20 protein-coding genes are annotated in these 18,078 nt (G+C 71.6%); 13 read left to right on the top strand and 7 right to left on the bottom strand.

The features are described from left to right. Positions 1 to 22: 22 nt before the first annotated feature. From CSC68_RS02160 to CSC68_RS02140, 5 genes are read left to right on the top strand one after another with little or no spacing between them, the layout of a single operon-like run. Positions 23 to 724 carry a PepSY-associated TM helix domain-containing protein gene (locus CSC68_RS02160; protein ID WP_425501185.1) on the top strand — a complete coding sequence of 234 codons (702 nt, stop codon included), beginning with the start codon at positions 23 to 25 and terminating at the stop codon, positions 722 to 724. Positions 725 to 737: 13 nt separating this feature from the next. Then, positions 738 to 1,250, top strand: coding sequence for a DUF2271 domain-containing protein (locus CSC68_RS02155; protein ID WP_162201856.1), 513 nt, complete (start codon positions 738 to 740; stop codon positions 1,248 to 1,250). A gap of 17 nt (positions 1,251 to 1,267) precedes the next feature. Further along, the gene (locus CSC68_RS02150) at positions 1,268 to 2,131 is read left to right on the top strand and encodes a DUF4198 domain-containing protein (RefSeq protein WP_162201855.1); all 864 of its coding nucleotides are present in this window, start codon (positions 1,268 to 1,270) and stop codon (positions 2,129 to 2,131) included. Positions 2,132 to 2,144: 13 nt separating this feature from the next. Next, a complete protein-coding gene (locus CSC68_RS02145) occupies positions 2,145 to 3,125 on the top strand; it encodes an FAD:protein FMN transferase (protein WP_162201854.1) in 981 nt (326 codons plus the stop codon). After that, positions 3,122 to 4,738, top strand: a complete 1,617-nt coding sequence (locus CSC68_RS02140) for a flavodoxin domain-containing protein (protein ID WP_162201853.1) — start codon at positions 3,122 to 3,124, stop codon at positions 4,736 to 4,738. Before CSC68_RS02145 ends, CSC68_RS02140 begins: the two co-directional genes overlap by 4 nt. On the opposite strand, the gene CSC68_RS02135 is transcribed toward CSC68_RS02140, so the two are convergent. Together CSC68_RS02135 and CSC68_RS02130 are read right to left on the bottom strand one after the other, a co-directional pair. Continuing rightward, positions 4,732 to 5,346 (bottom strand): HutD family protein, encoded by a 615-nt coding sequence (locus CSC68_RS02135; protein ID WP_211365677.1) that lies wholly within the window; start codon positions 5,344 to 5,346, stop codon positions 4,732 to 4,734. The two genes, CSC68_RS02140 and CSC68_RS02135, sit on opposite strands and share 7 nt — an antisense overlap. 268 nt (positions 5,347 to 5,614) lie before the next feature. Further along, the gene (locus CSC68_RS02130) at positions 5,615 to 5,992 is read right to left on the bottom strand and encodes a ComEA family DNA-binding protein (RefSeq protein ID WP_162201852.1); all 378 of its coding nucleotides are present in this window, start codon (positions 5,990 to 5,992) and stop codon (positions 5,615 to 5,617) included. 207 nt (positions 5,993 to 6,199) lie between these two features. Here CSC68_RS02130 and CSC68_RS02125 point away from each other — a divergent pair, with 207 nt between their 5' ends. From CSC68_RS02125 to murU, 3 genes are all read left to right on the top strand, one after another. Beyond that, positions 6,200 to 7,705, top strand: a complete 1,506-nt coding sequence (locus CSC68_RS02125) for a M20 family metallopeptidase (RefSeq protein ID WP_162201851.1) — start codon at positions 6,200 to 6,202, stop codon at positions 7,703 to 7,705. Positions 7,706 to 7,827: 122 nt separating this feature from the next. Further along, positions 7,828 to 8,832 carry an aminoglycoside phosphotransferase family protein gene (locus tag CSC68_RS02120; RefSeq protein ID WP_162201850.1) on the top strand — a complete coding sequence of 335 codons (1,005 nt, stop codon included), beginning with the start codon at positions 7,828 to 7,830 and terminating at the stop codon, positions 8,830 to 8,832. Then, positions 8,829 to 9,524, top strand: coding sequence for an N-acetylmuramate alpha-1-phosphate uridylyltransferase MurU (gene murU / locus CSC68_RS02115; protein WP_162201849.1), 696 nt, complete (start codon positions 8,829 to 8,831; stop codon positions 9,522 to 9,524). Before CSC68_RS02120 ends, murU begins: the two co-directional genes overlap by 4 nt. A 50-nt stretch (positions 9,525 to 9,574) precedes the next feature. On the opposite strand, the gene hda is transcribed toward murU, so the two are convergent. Genes hda through CSC68_RS02100 form a run of 3 tightly spaced genes read right to left on the bottom strand, consistent with a single transcriptional unit; the run spans position 9,575 to position 12,545 of the window. Continuing rightward, positions 9,575 to 10,288 carry a DnaA regulatory inactivator Hda gene (hda, locus tag CSC68_RS02110; RefSeq protein ID WP_162201848.1) on the bottom strand — a complete coding sequence of 238 codons (714 nt, stop codon included), beginning with the start codon at positions 10,286 to 10,288 and terminating at the stop codon, positions 9,575 to 9,577. After that, entirely contained in the window at positions 10,285 to 11,475 is a 1,191-nt protein-coding gene (locus CSC68_RS02105) for an AI-2E family transporter (protein WP_162201847.1), read from the bottom strand. The genes hda and CSC68_RS02105 overlap by 4 nt, the downstream gene beginning before the upstream one ends. Next, entirely contained in the window at positions 11,472 to 12,545 is a 1,074-nt protein-coding gene (locus tag CSC68_RS02100; protein WP_162201846.1) for a DUF2066 domain-containing protein, read from the bottom strand. Before CSC68_RS02100 ends, CSC68_RS02105 begins: the two co-directional genes overlap by 4 nt. 145 nt (positions 12,546 to 12,690) lie before the next feature. Here CSC68_RS02100 and purM point away from each other — a divergent pair, with 145 nt between their 5' ends. Genes purM through CSC68_RS02075 form a run of 5 tightly spaced genes read left to right on the top strand, consistent with a single transcriptional unit; the run spans position 12,691 to position 16,434 of the window. After that, positions 12,691 to 13,752: a phosphoribosylformylglycinamidine cyclo-ligase gene (gene purM, locus CSC68_RS02095; RefSeq protein WP_425501189.1), complete on the top strand. Its 1,062-nt coding sequence runs from the start codon at positions 12,691 to 12,693 to the stop codon at positions 13,750 to 13,752. A 6-nt stretch (positions 13,753 to 13,758) separates the two neighbouring features. Further along, a complete protein-coding gene (locus CSC68_RS02090; RefSeq protein ID WP_162201845.1) occupies positions 13,759 to 14,196 on the top strand; it encodes a hypothetical protein in 438 nt (145 codons plus the stop codon). 44 nt (positions 14,197 to 14,240) lie between these two features. Next, positions 14,241 to 14,906, top strand: coding sequence for a phosphoribosylglycinamide formyltransferase (gene purN / locus CSC68_RS02085; protein WP_162201844.1), 666 nt, complete (start codon positions 14,241 to 14,243; stop codon positions 14,904 to 14,906). Positions 14,907 to 14,953: 47 nt separating this feature from the next. Continuing rightward, positions 14,954 to 15,748: a DUF3108 domain-containing protein gene (locus CSC68_RS02080; RefSeq protein WP_162201843.1), complete on the top strand. Its 795-nt coding sequence runs from the start codon at positions 14,954 to 14,956 to the stop codon at positions 15,746 to 15,748. Positions 15,749 to 15,750: 2 nt separating this feature from the next. Beyond that, entirely contained in the window at positions 15,751 to 16,434 is a 684-nt protein-coding gene (locus CSC68_RS02075) for a DUF3108 domain-containing protein (protein WP_162201842.1), read from the top strand. Positions 16,435 to 16,456: 22 nt separating this feature from the next. On the opposite strand, the gene CSC68_RS02070 is transcribed toward CSC68_RS02075, so the two are convergent. Together CSC68_RS02070 and murA are read right to left on the bottom strand one after the other, a co-directional pair. Beyond that, positions 16,457 to 16,759, bottom strand: coding sequence for a hypothetical protein (locus tag CSC68_RS02070; protein ID WP_162201841.1), 303 nt, complete (start codon positions 16,757 to 16,759; stop codon positions 16,457 to 16,459). Next, positions 16,759 to 18,042 carry a UDP-N-acetylglucosamine 1-carboxyvinyltransferase gene (murA, locus tag CSC68_RS02065; RefSeq protein ID WP_162201840.1) on the bottom strand — a complete coding sequence of 428 codons (1,284 nt, stop codon included), beginning with the start codon at positions 18,040 to 18,042 and terminating at the stop codon, positions 16,759 to 16,761. Before murA ends, CSC68_RS02070 begins: the two co-directional genes overlap by 1 nt. Positions 18,043 to 18,078: the final 36 nt, after the last annotated feature.

Raw genomic sequence — 18,078 nt, 5'->3', positions numbered from 1 at the left:
CGGGCGCAGGCGCGTTATACCGATGAGAATTGTTCTCAAACGGTATACTCCCCTGTCTTTCCAGCCTCCTGCAGACGTGCCGGCGAACCCGACCCGAGACGATCCCGTATCCGCACAGCGCAAGCGTGGTTTCTGGCTGCGCACGCTGCACCAGTGGCACTGGATCAGCTCGGCCGTGTGCCTGGTCGGCATGCTGCTGTTCACCGCCACCGGCATCACCCTCAACCATGCCGCGCGCATCGAGGGCTCGCCGCGCGTCGACAACCGCAGCGCCCAGCTGCCGGAGCCGTTGCTGGAAGCGCTGGCGGAGGCCCCGGACGAGGGCAATGCGCCGCTGCCGCCGGCGGTCGCCCGCTGGCTGGGCGACGAACTTTCGATCAGCGCCGGCCGGCGCCCGGTCGAGTGGTCGGAAGACGAGGCCTACCTGTCCATGCCCTCGCCCGGTGCGGATGCCTGGCTGAGCATCGACCGCGCCACCGGCGAGGTCGAGTTCGAGCGTACCGAACGCGGCCTGGTGTCCTTCCTGAACGACCTGCACAAGGGCCGCAACGCGGGGCCGGCCTGGGGCTGGTTCATCGACGTGTTCGCCATCGCCTGCCTGGTGTTCTGCATCACCGGCCTGTTCCTGCTGCACCTGCATGCGCGGCAGCGGCGGATGACCTGGCCGCTGGTGGGCCTGGGCCTGGTGGTGCCGCTGGTGCTGATCCTGATCTTCATCCATTGACGAGGTACGACCGATGCGCACCAAGCTGCTGTTCGCGGTGACCGGACTGCTGACCCTGCCGGCCCATGCGACGGAGATGGAAATCTCGGTGGAGATTCCCAAGCTCAACGTCGCCGAATACCACCGCCCCTATGTCGCGGTGTGGATCGAGGGCGCAGACAGCAAGGCCGTGGCCGACCTGGCGGTGTGGTACCAGATGAAGGACACCGCCGAGGGCCACGGCACCAAGTGGCTGCCCGACCTGCGCCAGTGGTGGCGCAAGTCCGGCCGCAACCTGGACCTGCCGGTGGACGGCGTCACCGGCCCGACCCGCCCGGTCGGCAAGCACGTGATCAAGGTCGATGCCGCCTCGCCGCGGCTGGCGAAACTGCAGACCGGCCAGTACACCCTGGTGGTCGAGGCGGTGCGCGAAGTCGGCGGCCGCGAACTGCTGAAGATCCCGTTCACCTGGCCGGCCACGGGCACCCAGGCCGGCAAGGCCCAGGGCAGCAGCGAGCTGGGCGCGGTCAGCCTGTCGATCAAGTAACCCCCAAGGAGCATCAAATGAAGAAGCACGTGTTCGTCATCGCCCTGGCGCTGGCGCTTCCCTTCTCCGCCGCCGCGCACAAGCAGTGGCTGGTGCCCTCGCAGGCCACGGTCAACGGCCAGGACGTGTGGGTGACCTTCGACGCCGCCGTGTCCAACCAGCTGTTCTTCCCCGACCACGTGCCGATGCGCCTGGACAACGTGGTCGCCACCGCGCCCGACGGCAGCCAGGTACGGCTGCAGAACGCCAGCACCGGCAAGTACCGCAGCACCTTCGACCTGCAGCTGCAGCAGGAAGGCACCTACCGCATCGCCAACATCAACCGCGGCGTGTCGGCCAGCTGGGATACCGCCGAGAGCCTGGCGGCCAAGGCGAAGGCCAAGGCCGAAGGCAAACCGGTGACCGGCCCCGGCGCGCCACGCGGCGGTTTCCTGCGCAATGCCACGCCCGGTGAGCTGGCGACGAAGATCCCCGCCAACGCGCAGAACCTGCAGGTCACCGAGACCCTCGGCCGCGTCGAGACCTTCGTGACCAACGGCCGCACCACCGACATCAGGCTGCTGGGCGAAGGCCTGGAGCTGGTGCCGGTGACGCATCCGAACGACCTGTTCGCCGGCGAGGAGGCCCAGTTCGTCCTGCACATCGACGGCAAGCCGGCCGCCGGCCTGGAAGTCGAGGTGGTCCGCGGCGGCACCCGTTACCGCAACGCCCAGGAAGAGATCACGGCGACCAGCGGCAAGGACGGCAGTTTCGCCATCACCTTCCCGGAGCCGGGCATCTACTGGCTGGAAGTGACGGCCGAGGACCGCAAGACCCGCGTGGCGAAGGCGGACAAGCGCCGCCTGACCTACGTGGCGACGCTGGAAGTCCTGCCGCAGTAAGCCCGCCACGCCGATGAACGCCACGCACGCGTCCGCCACGGGTCTGGCGACCCTCGGCGGGGAAACCATGGGAACGCGCTGGAGCGCGCGCGTGGCCGTGCGGCCCTCCTTCGACCTGCATGCCCTGCACGCCATCGTCCAGGGCGCGCTGGACGAGGTGGTGGCGCAGATGAGCACCTGGGAAGCCGGCTCGGACATCAGCCGCTACCGGCGCGCCGCCGCCGGCGCCTGGCAGGCACTGCCGGACGCCTTCGCCCGCGTACTCGATGCGGCGCTGGAAGTGGCCGCGGCCAGCGGCGGCGCGTTCGATCCAACCGTGGCCCCGCTGGTGGAACTGTGGGGCTTCGGAGCCAGCAGGCATCCACTGCAGGTGCCGCCGGCCGCGCTGCTGGCCCAGACCCGCGCCCTCACCGGCTGGCAGCGCGTGCAGCGGCGCGCCGAAGGTCGCGGACTGCTGCAGCCCGGCGGCCTGGCCCTGGACTTCTCGGCGATCGCCAAGGGCTTCGGCGCCGACCTGGCCGCCGAGCGCCTGCGCGACGCCGGCATCGCCGCGGCGCTGGTCGAAGTCGGCGGCGAGATTCGCGCCTACGGCCGCAAGCCGGATGGCAATGCCTGGCAGGTGCTGGTGGAGGCCGAACCCGACCTGGAAACCCCGGTGGCGCAGCTGCCGCCGCGGGTGCTGGCGCTGGACGATGCGGCGGTGGCCACCTCGGGCGACCGCTGGCACCACTTCGAGCACGACGGCCAGCGCTATTCCCACACTTTCGATCCGCGCACGGGCACGCCCGTGCACCAGGCCGCGGCCGCGGTAACCGTGGTCGCCGCCGACGCCATGCATGCCGATGCATGGGCTACCGCGCTGACGGTGATGGGCGCCGACGAGGGCCTGCGCTTCGCCGAGGACCACGGGCTGGCTGCACGCTTCGTCGGCCGTGGCACGGATGGTGCGGTCGAAGCGATGCCCCTGGCGTTCCGGCGCCACCTGGCCGCATGAGTCCGGCACCAGGCTCCAACCGCGGCGCACTGCCGGGGCAGCTGGTCCTGTTCGCGCTGCTCCTCGCGGCCGCGGGCCTGCTGCTGCCACTGCATGGCGGCGACTGGTGGCCGGCACCGCCTCCGGCCCGCCGTGGCTGGCTCGCTGCCCTGCTCGGCGCGGCCTGGCTTGCCCTCACCCTGGCCTGCCTGCGAAGCGGGCGGTCCGGACAGGCTTCGGTCGCCGACACCGGCGACGCCGTGCTGGTGGCCTGGGCCAGCCAGACCGGCTTCGCCGCAAGCCTGGCCGAACGCAGCGCCGCCATGCTGCGTGCCGGCGGCCGGGACGTCGTCCTGCTGCCGCTGGAGCAGGTCGACCCGGCGCGCCTGGCTGCCACCCGCCAGGCCCTGTTCGTGGCCAGCACCACCGGCGAAGGCGATCCACCGGACCACGCCCTGCGCTTCCTGCGCCAGATGGAAGCCGGCGGCGACCTGTCGCGGCTGCAGTACGCACTGCTCGCCCTGGGCGATCGCAGCTATGCCGGGTTCTGCGCCTTCGGCCGCCAGCTCGACGGCTGGCTGCGCGGCCACGGCGCGCGTCCACTCTTCGACCTGGTCGAGGTGGACAACGCCGACGAGGCGGCGCTGCGCCGCTGGCAGTACGGGGTCGGCCGGATCGGTGGCGACACCGCCGGCATCGACTGGAGCGCACCCGCCTATACCCCGTGGCGGCTGGTCGAGCGGCGGCTGCTCAACCCCGGCAGCCAGGGCGGCCCGGTGCATGCGCTGTCGCTGCAACCCGTGTCCGGCGCACTGCCGGACTGGAAGCCCGGCGACATCGCCGAGATCGGTCCACGCAATCCTCCGGACCAGGTCGACGCCTGGCTGGCACGGACCGGACTGGATCCGCAGGCGCAGGTCGACGCCGGTTCCGGAAGCGAGGCGCTGGCCGCCCTGCTCTCGCGCAGCGTCCTGCCGGATGCGGAAGACTCGCGCGACCTGTCGCCGCAGGAGCTGGCCAAGCGCGTGCGGACGCTGCCGCACCGCGAGTATTCGATCGCCTCCATCCCCGCCGAGGGCCGGTTGCAGTTGCTGGTGCGTGAGATGTACCGCGCTGACGGCACGCCCGGCCTGGGCAGCGGCTGGCTCTGCCGCCACGCCCAGGTCGGCGGCACCATCGACCTGCGCCTGCGCGCCAACCCCGGCTTCCATCCCCCCGCGTCCGAGCTGCCCCTGGTCCTGGTCGGCAACGGCACCGGCATCGCGGGCCTGCGCGCCCATCTGGCGGCGCGCATTGCCGCTGGCGCGCGCCGCAACTGGCTGCTATTCGGCGAACGCAACGCGTCCTGCGACCTGTTCTTCGGCGAGGACCTGCGCCGCTGGCAGGACGCCGGCTGGCTGGAACGCATGGACCTGGCCTTCTCCCGCGAGGATGATCGCGCCTACGTCCAGGACCGCCTGCGCGCCGCGCGCGCCGAACTCGTCGCCTGGGTGGACCAGGGCGCGACCCTGCTGGTCTGCGGCAGCGCCGACACCATGGCCCCGGCGGTCGATGCCGTGCTCGCGGGGATCCTGGGCACGGAACGCCGCGACGCCCTGCGCGAGCAGGGCCGCTACCGCCGCGACGTCTACTGAGCCGGCGCCAGCCCTGTCCCGGTCCGCTGCACGCGCAGCAGCAGCGCCTCGCCCGCGCCGTCCAGCACGAAACGCCGGCGCCCCGGCGCCGCCAGCCAGGCGCCATCCCCGCCATCGAGCCGGAAATCCTCGCCCTCCGCGCTCACCCGTGCGCTTCCGCCCAGCAGGTACACCGCCCAGGCCGTGTCCACATCGCAGAAGCAGAACATGCCGCCCACCAGGGGCCGGTGCAGCAGGGTCACATCCACCATGTCCGGCCGCCACATCGCATTGAAGGCGCGCACGGGGGGACCATCAAGGGGCACGCCGGTAACCCCACGATCGCCGGCAAAGCGGATGCGCTGGTGCGGCGGCAGCAGGGTCGCCACCTCGCCATCCGTGAATTCCAGCCGCAGGCCGTCGCCGGACAGCAGCACCTGTTCGCGCTGCACGCCTGGCAGGCATGAGTACGCCGCCGTCTCCTCGATATCGGCGATGGAAAGGCTCAACGCCCAGCCGTCACCAGCTGGCAGGCGCAGGATCCGCCGCGTCCAGCCTGCGCCGTTGTGCCAGCGCTCGCGTGTGTGGTGGTGGGCCGGGAGGTGGCGGGCAGGACCGAAATCGGGCATCCCGCGATTGTGCCGCAGCATGGAGTTGCAGACACGAAGCCAGCCTTCCTGGACTGCAGGCGTGCCCGTAGCCCCTCCAGCCACCCATCGCCTGCCCGCCACGCCACCCGTGTCACCCGTCCGGCCATCCCACACGCAAGGATGCCGCCCGGCCGCACGTCCATGTGCGCACCGGGCGGCGGACTGCACTGACGCCTTGCCTGGCGTGCAGTTTCCGGCGACGCCTCCCTGCGTACGACCGGGGTCCGGAAGGGCCTCTACGGCGGACTCAGCGCCGTGCCACGGGGGCGGCGGGCGCCGGTGCCTTGGCCGCGGTCGCCGCCGGAGCCGCGGGGGCCGCAGGGGCCTTGGCCGCAGCCGGGGCAGCGGGCGAGCCGATGGTGATCAGGTCGCGGTTGCGCTCGATCGTCTTCAGGCCGATGCCCTTGACCAGGGCCAGCTCGTCGGCGCTCTTGAACGGGCCGTTGGCCTTGCGGTGGGCGACGATGGCCTCGGCCTTGGCGGGCCCGATGCCTACCAGCGCGGCCTCCAGCTGTGCGGCATCGGCGGTATTGATGTTGACCTTCTCCGCGGCGGACGCTGCGCCCACCGCGCCGAACAGCAGCAGCGACAGCAGCAGCAGCCGGGAAACACGAAGCAGCTTCATGGCGACACTCCCTGTAGCGTGTTGATGGAACCCGGGGGCTGGCGTCCTGCCGGCTGGGCCCGGTGGGTGCAGTCTGTCCCGCACTGAAGTGCGGTGCCATCGCCGGCTTGCGGATTTTCCTGCCCGGGAAACCAGCATTCATCTGTAGGAAATCCCTGCCGCACCGTGCGGCGTAGAATGTGCGCATCCTTTTTCCCCGGAGTGTCCATGGACATCGCACGCCTCGACCCTGCCGCCGCCGCACGCTTCATCGGCGCCAAGTGGGACGACGACATCGTCCCGCAGCTGGTCGAATACATCCGCATCCCCAACAAGTCGCCGATGTTCGACGCCGACTGGAAGGCCAATGGCCACATGGACGCGGCGGTGAAGCTGATGGAGTCCTGGGCCCGTGCCCAGCCCATCCCGGGGCTGCAGGTCGAAGTGGTCGAGCTGGAAGGCCGCACCCCGCTGATCTATGTGGAAGTGCCGGCCAGCGGCCCCGAGTCGGGCGACGACACCGTGCTGCTGTACGGCCACCTGGACAAGCAGCCGGAGATGACCGGCTGGGATCCGGACCTGGGTCCGTGGAAGCCGGTGCTGCGCGGCGACAAGCTCTACGGCCGCGGCGGCGCCGACGACGGCTACGCGATCTTCGGCTCGCTGGCGGCGATCCTGGCCCTGCGCGAGCAGAACATCCCGCATGCGCGTTGCGTACTGCTGATCGAGGCCTGCGAGGAGTCCGGCAGCTACGACCTGCCGGCCTACGTCGACCACCTGGCCGCGCGCATCGGCAAGCCCTCGCTGGTCGTGTGCCTGGATTCGGGCTGCGGCAACTACGAGCAGCTGTGGTGCACCACCTCGCTGCGCGGCCTGGCCGGCGGCAACCTGACGGTCAAGGTCCTCAGCGAAGGCGTGCACTCCGGCGACGCCTCCGGCGTGGTCCCGTCCAGCTTCCGCCTGCTGCGCCAGCTGCTGTCGCGGCTGGAGGACGAGAACACCGGCCGGATCAAGGTCGACGGCCTGTTCGTCGAGGTCCCGGCCGAACGCGTCGAGCAGGCGCGCAAGGTCGCCGAGACCCTGCGCGACGAAGTCTTCAGCAAGTTCCCCTTCCTCAAGGGCATGAGCGCCATGTCCGACGACCCGGCCGAACTGGTGCTCAACCGCACCTGGCGCCCCGCCCTGTCGGTCACCGGCGTCGACGGCATGCCGCCGCTGTCCTCGGCCGGCAACGTGCTGCGCCCGCATACCGCGGTGAAGCTGTCGCTGCGCCTGCCGCCGACCCTGGATGGCAAGAAGGCCGGCGAGCTGCTCAAGGAGGTGCTGCTGAAGGATCCGCCGAACGGCGCGCACGTCGAGCTGGAGCTGGAAAAGGCCTCCACCGGCTGGAACGCGCCCGCGCAGTCGCCGTGGCTGACCGGGGCGATCGAATCGGCCTCCCAGGCCGCGTTCGGCAAGCCGGCCATGTACATGGGCGAAGGCGGCTCGATCCCGTTCATGGGCATGCTCGGCGAGAAGTTCCCCGGCGCGCAGTTCATGATCACCGGCGTGCTGGGCCCGCACTCCAACGCCCACGGCCCGAACGAGTTCCTGCATATCCCGATGGGCAAGCGCGTGACCCAGTGCGTGTCGCACGTGATCGCCGAACACTACCGCGCCAGCCTGCGCGGGGAGACCACCGGCGTCGGCGCGGTGGCCGGCGGCGAGCAGCACGGCGGCCACGGCTGCTGCTGATCCACGCGCCAGCTGCATCACACGGAGCGCCGGGCACCCCCCGGCGCTTCGCATATGGGCGCCCGCCTCGCCGCGGGCGCGCGCCACGATTACCCTGTGCCGATCCCGGCAGACACCCACGCATGAACCCGCAGACCGCTTCCGACCGCGACCTCCAGCGCCTGTCCTGGGCCCGCACCGCCCTGGGCGACGATGCCGCAACGCTCGAGCGCGCCTCGATGGACGCCGGCTTCCGCAGCTACTGGCGCAGCCATGGCTCCGGGCCGTCGCGGATCGTGATGGACTCGCCGCCCGGACTGGAGGACGTGCGCCCCTGGCTTGCCATGCGCGACCTGCTCGACGGAGGCGGCGTTCGCGTGCCGCAGGTGCTGGCGCGCGACGTCGCGCAGGGTTTCCTGCTGCTGGAGGACCTGGGCGGGCCGACCCTGGCCCAGGTCATCGATGACGCCAGCGCCGACGCCTGGTTCGAAGCGGCCACCGGCCAGCTGCTCAAGCTGCAGGCGATCGCCCCGCCGCCGTCGATGGGCGTGTTCGGCGAAGCCCTGCTGCAGCGCGACGCCGGCCTGTTCGAGGAGTGGTTCCTGCGCACCCATCTGGGCATCGAACTGGACTGCGGCGAGGCCGAGGAGCTGCAGCTGGTACAGCGCCGGCTGATGGACAACGCCCTGGGCCAGGCGCGCGTGCTGGTGCACCGCGACTTCATGCCGCGCAACCTGATGCCGGTCGAGCCCGGTCCGGCGGTACTGGACTTCCAGGACTGCGTCGCCGGACCGGTCGCCTACGACCCGGTCAGCCTGTTCAAGGACGCCTTCCTGTCCTGGCCACTGGAACGCGTGGACGGCTGGCTGGCGCGCTACCACGAACGCGCCGTCGCCGCCGGCGTGCCGGTGCCGCCGCTGTCGGTGTTCCTGCGCGATGCCGACTGGCTGGGCGTGCAGCGGCACCTGAAGATCCTCGGCATCTTCGCCCGCCTGCACCACCGCGATGGCAAGACGAAGTACCTGGTCGACGCACCGCGCTTCATCGCCTACCTGGACGAAGTGCTGCCGCGACATCCGCAGCTGCAGCCGCTGCAGCGCCTGCTCGATCGGCGCATCCGCCCGGCGATGGCGCAGGCGGCCGCATGAAGGCCCTGGTCTTCGCCGCCGGCCTGGGCGAGCGCATGCGCCCGCTGACCCTGCACACGCCCAAGCCGCTGCTGGTCGCCGGCGGCAAACCGCTGCTGGCCTGGCACCTGGAGAAGCTGGCCGCGCTGGGCGTGCGCGAGGTGGTGGTCAACACGTCCTGGCTGGCCGATCGCTTCCCCGAAGTGCTGGGCGACGGCAGCCGCTGGGGCCTGCGCCTGTATTACAGCTACGAAGGCCCGGAGCCGCTGGAGACCGGTGGCGGCATGCTGCACGCCCTGCCCCTGCTTGGCGACGGCCCGTTCATCGCGGTCAACGGCGACATCTGGACCGACTACGACTTCGCCCGGCTGCCGCGCGAACCGCGCGGGGACGCACACCTGGTGCTGGTCGACAATCCGCAGCACCACCCCGGTGGCGACTTCATGCTGGCCGGCGATGGCGGCGTGCACGCCGATGGCGGTGCGAAGCTGACCTTCTCCGGCATCGGCGTCTACCGCCCTTCGCTGCTGGCCGACTGGCGCGCGACCGGGGACGGCGATCCCGGCAATCCGCCCCGTTTCAAACTGGCGCCGCTGCTGCGCCGGGCCATGGCCGCCGGACGCGCCGGCGGCGAGCACCACCGCGGCCGCGGGACCGATGTCGGCACGCCGGAGCGGCTGGCAGTGCTGGACCAGGCCCTGCTCGCGGACTGAGCGGGGCCGCAGGACCTCGGACACCCCGGATACGGGGACGACGCCGGCGCTCAGCCGGCGTCGAGCAGGCCGCGCAGGAACGGCACGGTCACGCGGCGCTGCGCCGCCAGGGAAGCACGGTCGATGCGCTCGAGCAGGGCCAGCAGATGGCCCATGTCGCGCCCGGTACGGGTCAGCAGCCAGTCGATCGCCGCCTCCTCCAGCACCAGCCCGCGACGCCGCGCGCGGTCGCGCAGCACCGCGCGCCGGCCCTCGTCGTCCAGTGGATGCAGGGCGATGCGGGTGCACTGGCCCAGGCGCGAACGCAGGTCCGGCAGCACCAGCGGCAGCGCCTGCGGCGCCGCGGCCGCCAGGTACAGCACCGCGTTGCCGGCGGCGCGCATGCGGTTGTGGAAATCGAACAGGGCGACCTCGTCGTCGCGCTCGCCGGCCACGGCTTCCAGTCCGTCCAGTGCCACCACGTCGGCCTCCTGCGCCTCCAGCGCCTCGCGCAGGCGGCCGCGTGCCGCCCGCAGCGGCAGGTAGGCGGCCCGGCGCCCCGCGCCCTCGGCCTCGGCGCACACCGCCAGGCCCAGATGGGTCTTGCCGGCACCGGCCGGCCCTTCCAGGTAGACCCAGTCGGTGCCGGGCTCGCGCGCCAGCCCGCGCAGCTGTTCCAGCGCACCGGCCGGACCGCCGATGTAGCTTTCCAGGCGCTGTTCGGGCGGGTAGCGCAGCGCCAGCGGCAGCTGCGGAGTGCCGGCGCCGTTGGGCGGGACGCTCACGCCTCCGGGCCCTGGCTGCGCGCGGGCGGCTCCTGCGCGGCGGCCGCGCCTGGCGCGGCGAACGGCTCAACCACGATCGCCGGCCCGTTGTGCTCGCCGATATAGAGGCAGCTCTGCCGGTAGCGCTCGGCGGCATAGCGCAGCAGCACGTTGATCACCGCCGCCGCCGGCAGCGCGATCAGCATGCCAAGGAAGCCGAACAGCTGCCCGCCGGCCATCACCGCGAAGATCACCGCCACCGGGTGCAGGCCGATCTTGTCGCCGACGATGCGCGGGGTCAGCACGTAGCTTTCCAGCAGCTGGCCGACGGTGAACACCACGCCCACCAGCACCAGCAGCTTGGTGTCGAAGCCCTGCGCCTGCACCAGCGCCGCCACCACGGCCAGCACGATGCCGGTGGTCGCGCCCAGGTAGGGAATGAAGCTGATCAGGCCCGCGACCATGCCGATCAGCAGGCCCAGCTTGAGGCCCGACAGCTGCAGGCCGATCGCATAGATCGCGCCGAGGGCGATCATCACCACGAACTGCCCGCGCAGGAACGCGCCGAGCACGTCGTTGGACTCGCGCGCCAGGCGGGTGACCGTGTCCAGGTGGTCGCGCGGGATCATCGCCGCCACCCGCTCCACCAGCAGGTCCCAGTCGCGCAGGAAGTAGTAGGTCAGGATCGGCAGCAGCACGATGTTGACCACCCACGCGACCATGGCGAAGCCCGAGCGGGAGATGTAGCCGAACACCGCGGTGGCCAGGCCGCCGGCCTGCTGCCAGTGCTCGCGCACCCACTGCACCAGGCGCTCCGGATCGAGCCAGACCATCAGCTCCAGCCCGGTGCGCGCCTCCAGCCAGGGCACGGCGGTCCGCATGAACCACTCGCGGTAGGCCGGCAGCGATTCGACCAGGGTCCGCACCTGGCGCTCAAGCATGGGCACCAGGATCACCAGGGCCAGGATCACCAGCAGGGTCATCAGGCCGAACACCAGGGCCACGGCCACGTTGCGCGAACGGCCTGTGCGCTCGATGCGGTCGACCAGCGGGTCGCCCATCCAGCCCAGCAGCGCGCCGAGCACGAACGGGGTCAGGATCGGCGCCAGCAGCCAGACCAGCCACAGGGCCACCAGCGCCAGCACGATCCACTTGAGCTGCTGCAGGAACCGCGCGATCTCGGCCTGCGCGTCGACGACCTGGTTCATCGGATGCGGTACTCCCCGGGCTCGCCCTCGACCGGCTCGATCACCGCGTTCTGGCCCAGCATGCGGTCCAGGCCGGACAGGCCGGTCAGCAGGTCCAGGTCGAATTCGATGCGCTCGGCGGTGGCACGCACCGGGGCGATGCGGCGCACCACCGGCAGGCGCTGCAGCAGGGCCGAGACCTGCAGGTAGTCCTCCGCGCCACGCAGGCCGGTGACGGCGACGCGATAGGTACCGGCCGGCTCGGAGACCGGGACCTTGGCATAGCGCTGGATCAGGGCATCGGCGGCCACGTCGGCGCCGCTGGACAGCGCGCGCCGCGGGTCGGATTCGTTGACCGTGCGGGTGGCCAGCACCCGGCCGGCGTCGACGAAGGTCCAGTCGGTGGCCCAGCCGGCGCCGCTGCGGTACATCTTGCCGATCAGCTGCATCGGCGGGCTGTAGCGCGCCGATGCGCGGGCCACGGCCGCGGTATCGCCGCGCCAGATCGCGCCGACCCCCGCCTGCTCGGCCGCGCCGCCGGAAGGCAGGCCCAGCCGGTAGCCGCGCTCGACCGCGCGATCCAGCAGCGGGCGGGCGGCGTTGACCTGGCCGGTGCCGAGCAGGCGCGGGCCGCTGCCGTCGTCGATCGCCAGCCACACCACCGGCTTGGGCCGCGGCTGCCCCCAGACCGGCAGGCCCAGCGCCGAGACCAGGGCGTCCACCGCCTCGGGCACGAACCGCACCACCAGCATGGTGCGGTAGGTGGGGGCGCCGCCCGGGGACGTGCTCTGGTCCTGGCGGTAGTCGTAACCCTCCACGTAGGCCTCGGCATTGCGCAGCTCCTGGGCCACGCCCGGACGGTTGACCACCGCCGCGTCGCCAGACAGCTTGGACAGCACCTGGGCCAGCGCGCGGGCGTATCCGGCCTGGCGCGCCGAGTCGACCTGGCTGCCGACCGGCACCTCGGCCGCGTAGAGCCCCTGCGCCGCGGCGACCTCGCCCTCGGTGCGCAGGCCGTCCTGCGCCGCCGCGGGCAGGATCGGCAGGCACAGCAGCGCCAGGAACAGGGTCAGGCCGCAGCGGACGGACATGGACGATCCTTCGTGTGACGGAATACCGGCGAATTGTTGCCTGAACGGGGCTGCCACGCCAATCGACGCGGTGCGAAGACGCCGCTGCCGGCACCCGTGCCCGGGCGCGGCTGCTAGAATCGCGGCCCTTCCCGCAGCCGCAGGCATCGACGTGAGCCAGACCCCTACGCCCACTCCCCTGACCTACCGCGACGCGGGCGTGGACATCGACGCCGGCAACGAGGTCGTCGAGCGGATCAAGCCGCTGGTGCGGCGCAGCTTCCGCCCCGAGGTGATGGGCGGCCTGGGCGGGTTCGGGGCCCTGTTCGACCTGTCCGGCAAGTACCGCGAGCCGGTGCTGGTCTCCGGCACCGACGGCGTGGGCACCAAGCTCAAGCTGGCCCAGCAGCTGGGCCGCCACGACACCATCGGCATCGACCTGGTCGCCATGTGCGTCAACGACATCCTGGTCCAGGGCGCCGAGCCGCTGTTCTTCCTCGACTACTTCGCCACCGGCAGGCTGGACGTGGACACCACGGTCGCCGTTGTCGGCGGCATCGCCCGCGGCTGCGAGGAATCGGGTTGCGCCCTGATCGGCGGCGAGACCGCCGAGATGCCCGACATGTACCCGCCGGGCGAATACGACCTGGCCGGCTTCGCGGTCGGCGCGGTGGAGAAGTCGCAGCTGCTGGACGGCGCGAAGGTGCGCGAGGGCGACGTGTTGCTCGGCATCGCCTCCTCCGGCCCGCACTCCAACGGCTACTCGCTGGTGCGTCGCATCTACGACCGCGCCGGTCGCCCTGCGGACCTGGTCCTGGACGACGGCACCCGCCTGGTCGACGCACTGATGGCGCCGACCCGGCTGTACGTGAAGCCGGTGCTTTCGCTGCTGCGCGAGCACGGCGAGGCGATCCACGCCATGGCCCACATCACCGGCGGCGGCCTGACCGAGAACATCATCCGCGTCATCCCCGACGGCCTGGGCCTGGACATCGAGGCCTCGGCGATCGTCCTGCCACCGGTGTTCGAGTGGCTGCAGCACGAGGGCGCGGTGGCCAACGAGGAGATGTGGCGCACCTTCAACTGCGGCGTCGGCTTCGTGCTGGTGCTGCCGCAGGAAGCGGTCGCCGCGGTTTCCGCCAGCCTCGACGCGCTGGGCCTGGCCCCCCGCGCGATCGGCCAGGTGGTGGCCGCCTCCGGCGACGGCGAGCGCGTCCGCATCGGCTGAGGCCCCGTGGACGCCGCCCCTGCCGCGATGGAACCGACGGCCGACGACCTGCAGCACCTGCGGCTGCTGTCGATCTTCCATTACGTGGTCGCGGGCATCACCGCGCTGCTGTCTCTGGTGCCGGTGATCCACCTGGTCGTCGGCCTGGCGCTGGTCAGCGGCCGCCTCGAAGCGACCGTCCATTCCGACCCGATGCGGTTCGACCCCGCGCTGTTCGGCTGGTTCTTCGTCCTGCTTGCCGGGGCGATGATCGTCCTCGGCATGACCCTGGCCGGATTCATGGCCTACGCCGGACGCTGCATCGCCCGCCGCCGCAGGCACCTGCTGTGCCTGGTGGTCGCCGCCCTGTCCTGCATGCTGATGCCGCTGGGCACGGTGCTGGGCGTGTTCACCCTGCTGGTACTGACCCGCCCCCGGGTCAGGGCCCTGTTCCGGGAGGCTTGAATGGCGCCACGCACGACCAACTTCCCGGGCACGGGGGCCCGCGCATGAGCGCACGCATCGCCGTCCTCGTCTCCGGCCGCGGCAGCAACCTGCAGGCGGTGCTGGACGCGATCGCCGACGGACGCCTGGATGCCGAGGTGGTCGGGGTGTTCTCCGACCGCCCGGATGCGCCGGCGCTGGAGAAGGTCGCGCCCGGGCTGCGCTGGAGCCGCAAGGCCCGCGCCTATCCCGACCGCGCCGCGTTCGACGCCGACCTGGCCGACGCCGTGGCCGCGGCCGGCCCGGACTGGATCTTCTGCGCCGGCTACATGCGCATCCTCGGCGATGCCTTCGTGCGCCGCTTCGAGGGCCGCCTGCTCAACGTCCACCCGTCGCTGCTGCCCCTGTACAAGGGCCTGCACACGCATGCCCGGGCGCTGGAGGCAGGCGACGCCGAGCATGGCGCCAGCGTGCATTTCGTGGTCCCGGAACTGGATGCGGGCGCGGTGGTGGCGCAGGTGCGCATCCCGGTGCTGGCCGGGGACACCCCCGACACCCTCGCCGCCCGCCTGCTGCCGCATGAACACCGGCTGGCCGCCGCAGTGCTGGCGCTGGCGGTTTCCGGCCGCCTGGCTGAACGCGAGGGCCAGGTCTGGGTGGACGGTCAGTGCCTGTTTAAACCACTGCAACTAGATTCCGCGGGCAACCTGGAGCCGGAATCACGCGCCTGATACCGGCGCGCGGGCATGCTTTTCCACCTTCCCACTGCCCGAGCCGCATGCGCCTGTCCTTCGTTTCCCTCGTGCTCCTGGCCGGCGGCGCCTTCCTCTTCCTGGCGCAGCCGGCCCGTGCACAGGTCCCGCCATCCACGCAGCCCCTGCAGGATCCTTCCGCGCCCGGCGCGGAAGCGGCTGCCGCCGCACGCGCGCTTGAACCCTTCGTGGCCACCTACGAGGCCTGGTACCGCGGCCGCCCCGCAGGCAGCGCCACCATGCGCCTGGTGCGGCAGGATGCGGCCCACTGGCGCATCGACCTGGACCTCCGCGCCGAACGCGGCGTGGCGAGCCTGGCGCGCCTCAACATCCACCAGAGCACGACGTTCGACCTGCACGGCGGCCACTTCCGCCCGCTGCGCCAGGAAACCGAACGGCGCGCGATCGTGTTCGGCAAGGAAGTCGCCGGCACCTACGACTGGGAGCGGATGCAGGCGCGCTGGAGCGGCGACATCAGCAAGGAGCGCCGCCGCCCCGTGGCCCTGCAGCAGGGCGACATGAGCGCGCTGCTGATCAACCTGGCGGTCATGCGCGACGCCCGGCCTGGCGCCGTGCTGAACTACCGGTTCGTCGATGGCGGCCGCGTGCGCCCGCACGTCTATCATGTCCACGAGTCGGCGGAAACGATGGCCGTGGGCGACATGGGCTACGAGGCGCTGCGCGTGGAACGCCGCGACCAGCACGGCGACCAGACCCTGCTATGGGTCGCCGACGGAGTCCCCACCCCTATCCGCATCCTGCAACGCGAAGACGGCGAGGACGAAGTCGACCTGCGCCTGATCGAATACCGAGGAGCCTGAGCATGAACCGGACCCGCACCCTGACCCGCCTTCCGCTGCTGCTGGGCCTGCTGGGCGCCGCCCTGCCGGCGTTCGCGCTGGAGCCTTTCAGCGCCGACTACACCGCCAGCTACATGGGCATGCAGGCCGACGGCACCATGACCCTCGCCCGCGAGGCCGGCGACCGCTGGAAATACAGCCTGCGCATCCGCAACCAGGTCGCCGACCTGAGCCAGAGCACGGTATTCGAGGAGCACCAGGGCAAGCTGCGCCCGCTCAGCAGCACCGACAGCTCGGTGGCGCTGATCAAGCGCAAGTCGGTGCGCGCCAACTACGACTGGAGCTCGGCCCAGGCGACCTGGAGCGGCGACGTGAAGCCGGAACGGCGCGGACCGGTGAAGCTGCAGGCCGGCGACATGGACGCACTGCTGATCAACCTCGCCGTGGCGCGCGACCTGGCCGCCGGCAAGCCGCTGGCCTACCGCATGGTCGACGAGGGCCGGGTCAAGCCGATGCGCTACGAGGTCGCCGGCAAGGAGCAGGTGACCGTGGCCGGCAAGGCCCACCAGGCCACCAAGGTCGTGCGCCGCGACGAGAAGAAGGAAACGATCGCCTGGATCGTGCCGGAGATCCCGGTACCGGCGCGCATCCTGCAGCGCGAGGGCGGCCAGGACACGATCGACCTGACCCTCAAGGCGCTGCGCTGAGGCGCGGCGCCCCGGGCCGCGCTCACTCTTCGGTCTTGAAGACCGTCTGGCACTGCACCCGGATCACCTCGCCGCCGCGGAACCAGCGGAAGGTGGTGCACTCGCGGTTGCCTTCGGCGGAACGCTCGGCGGTCACCGCGTAGAAGGACTGCAGGATCTCGGTCCGGTCGACCCTGCCGTCGCCGTTCCAGTCCATGTCCGAGGTCTCCACCCCGCGGGTGGCGGCCATGCCCAGCCAGCCCGCCACGCCGACCAGCAGCAGCATCGCCGCCAGCAGCCCCAGCAGGACCTTGCGGCGCCTGGTCATCCGTCCGCGCAGCAGCATCAGGCGCCTCCCTGGCGGTCGTCGATGCGACGGATGCCGGCGCCCAGTGCGCCGAGCTTCGCCTCGATGTTCTCGTAGCCGCGATCCAGGTGGTAGATGCGGTCGATGGTGGTCTCGCCCTGCGCCACCAGGCCGGCCAGGATCAGCGAGGCCGAGGCGCGCAGGTCGGTGGCCATCACCGGGGCGCCGCTGAGGCGCTCGACCCCGCGCACCACCGCGGTATGCCCGTCGATCTGGATGTCCGCGCCCAGGCGCAGCAGCTCGTTGACGTGCATGAAACGGTTCTCGAAGATCGTCTCGCTGATCACGCCCACGCCCTCGGCCACGCAGTTGAGCGCCATGAACTGCGCCTGCATGTCGGTCGGGAACGCCGGGTACGGCGCCGTGGTCAGGCTGACCGCGCGCGGGCGCCGGCCTTCCATGTCCACGGTGATGCTGTCGGCGGTGGTGGTGACCGTGGCGCCGGCCTCCTCGAGCTTATCCAGTACCGCTTCCAGCGTGTCCGGGCGCGCGTTGCGCGCGGTCACGCGGCCGCCGGTCATGGCCGCGGCCACCAGGAAGGTACCGGTCTCGATGCGGTCCGGCAGCACCACGTGGCGCCCGCCGCCCAGGCGCTCGACGCCATGGATGGTGATGCGCGAGGTGCCCGCGCCTTCGATCCGCGCGCCCAGGGCGTTGAGGCAGTCGGCCAGGTCGACCACCTCCGGCTCCATCGCCGCGTTCTCCAGCACCGTGGTGCCCTCGGCCAGGGTGGCGGCGGCCATGACGTTCTCGGTGCCGGTCACGGTGACCATGTCGAACACGAAGCGCGCGCCCTTCAGGCGGCCGGCGCGGGCCTTGATGTAGCCGTTCTCGACGCTGATCTCCGCGCCCAGCGCCTGCAGGCCGCGGATGTGCTGGTCCACCGGGCGCGAGCCGATCGCGCAGCCGCCCGGCAGCGCCACCTCGGCGGCGCCGTGGCGGGCCAGCAGCGGACCGAGCACCAGGATCGAGGCGCGCATGGTCTTGACCAGGTCGTAGGGCGCGACGTGGTGCTTCACGGTGCGCGGATCGACCACCAGGCTGCGCGCCAGCTCGCCCTTGGCGTACTCGACGGTCGCGCCCAGCTCGCCCAGCAGCTTGAGCGTGGTCAGCACGTCATGCAGGTTGGGGACGTTGACGATCTCCACCGGCTCGTCGGCCAGCAGGGTCGCGCACAGGATGGGCAGGACGGCGTTCTTGGCGCCGGAGATGGCCACTTCGCCACGGAGCGGCACGCCGCCGCTGACTACGATCTTCTGCATTGGAACCCGGGTATGGAGATTCGGGAAGGAGCGGCG

Origin of the sequence: Pseudoxanthomonas suwonensis, assembly GCF_010093235.1 — a bacterium.
Classification (GTDB): domain Bacteria; phylum Pseudomonadota; class Gammaproteobacteria; order Xanthomonadales; family Xanthomonadaceae; genus Pseudoxanthomonas; species Pseudoxanthomonas suwonensis.
Note: the sequence above shows the minus strand (reverse complement) of the source record. Positions and strands in the feature narration are given on the sequence as shown.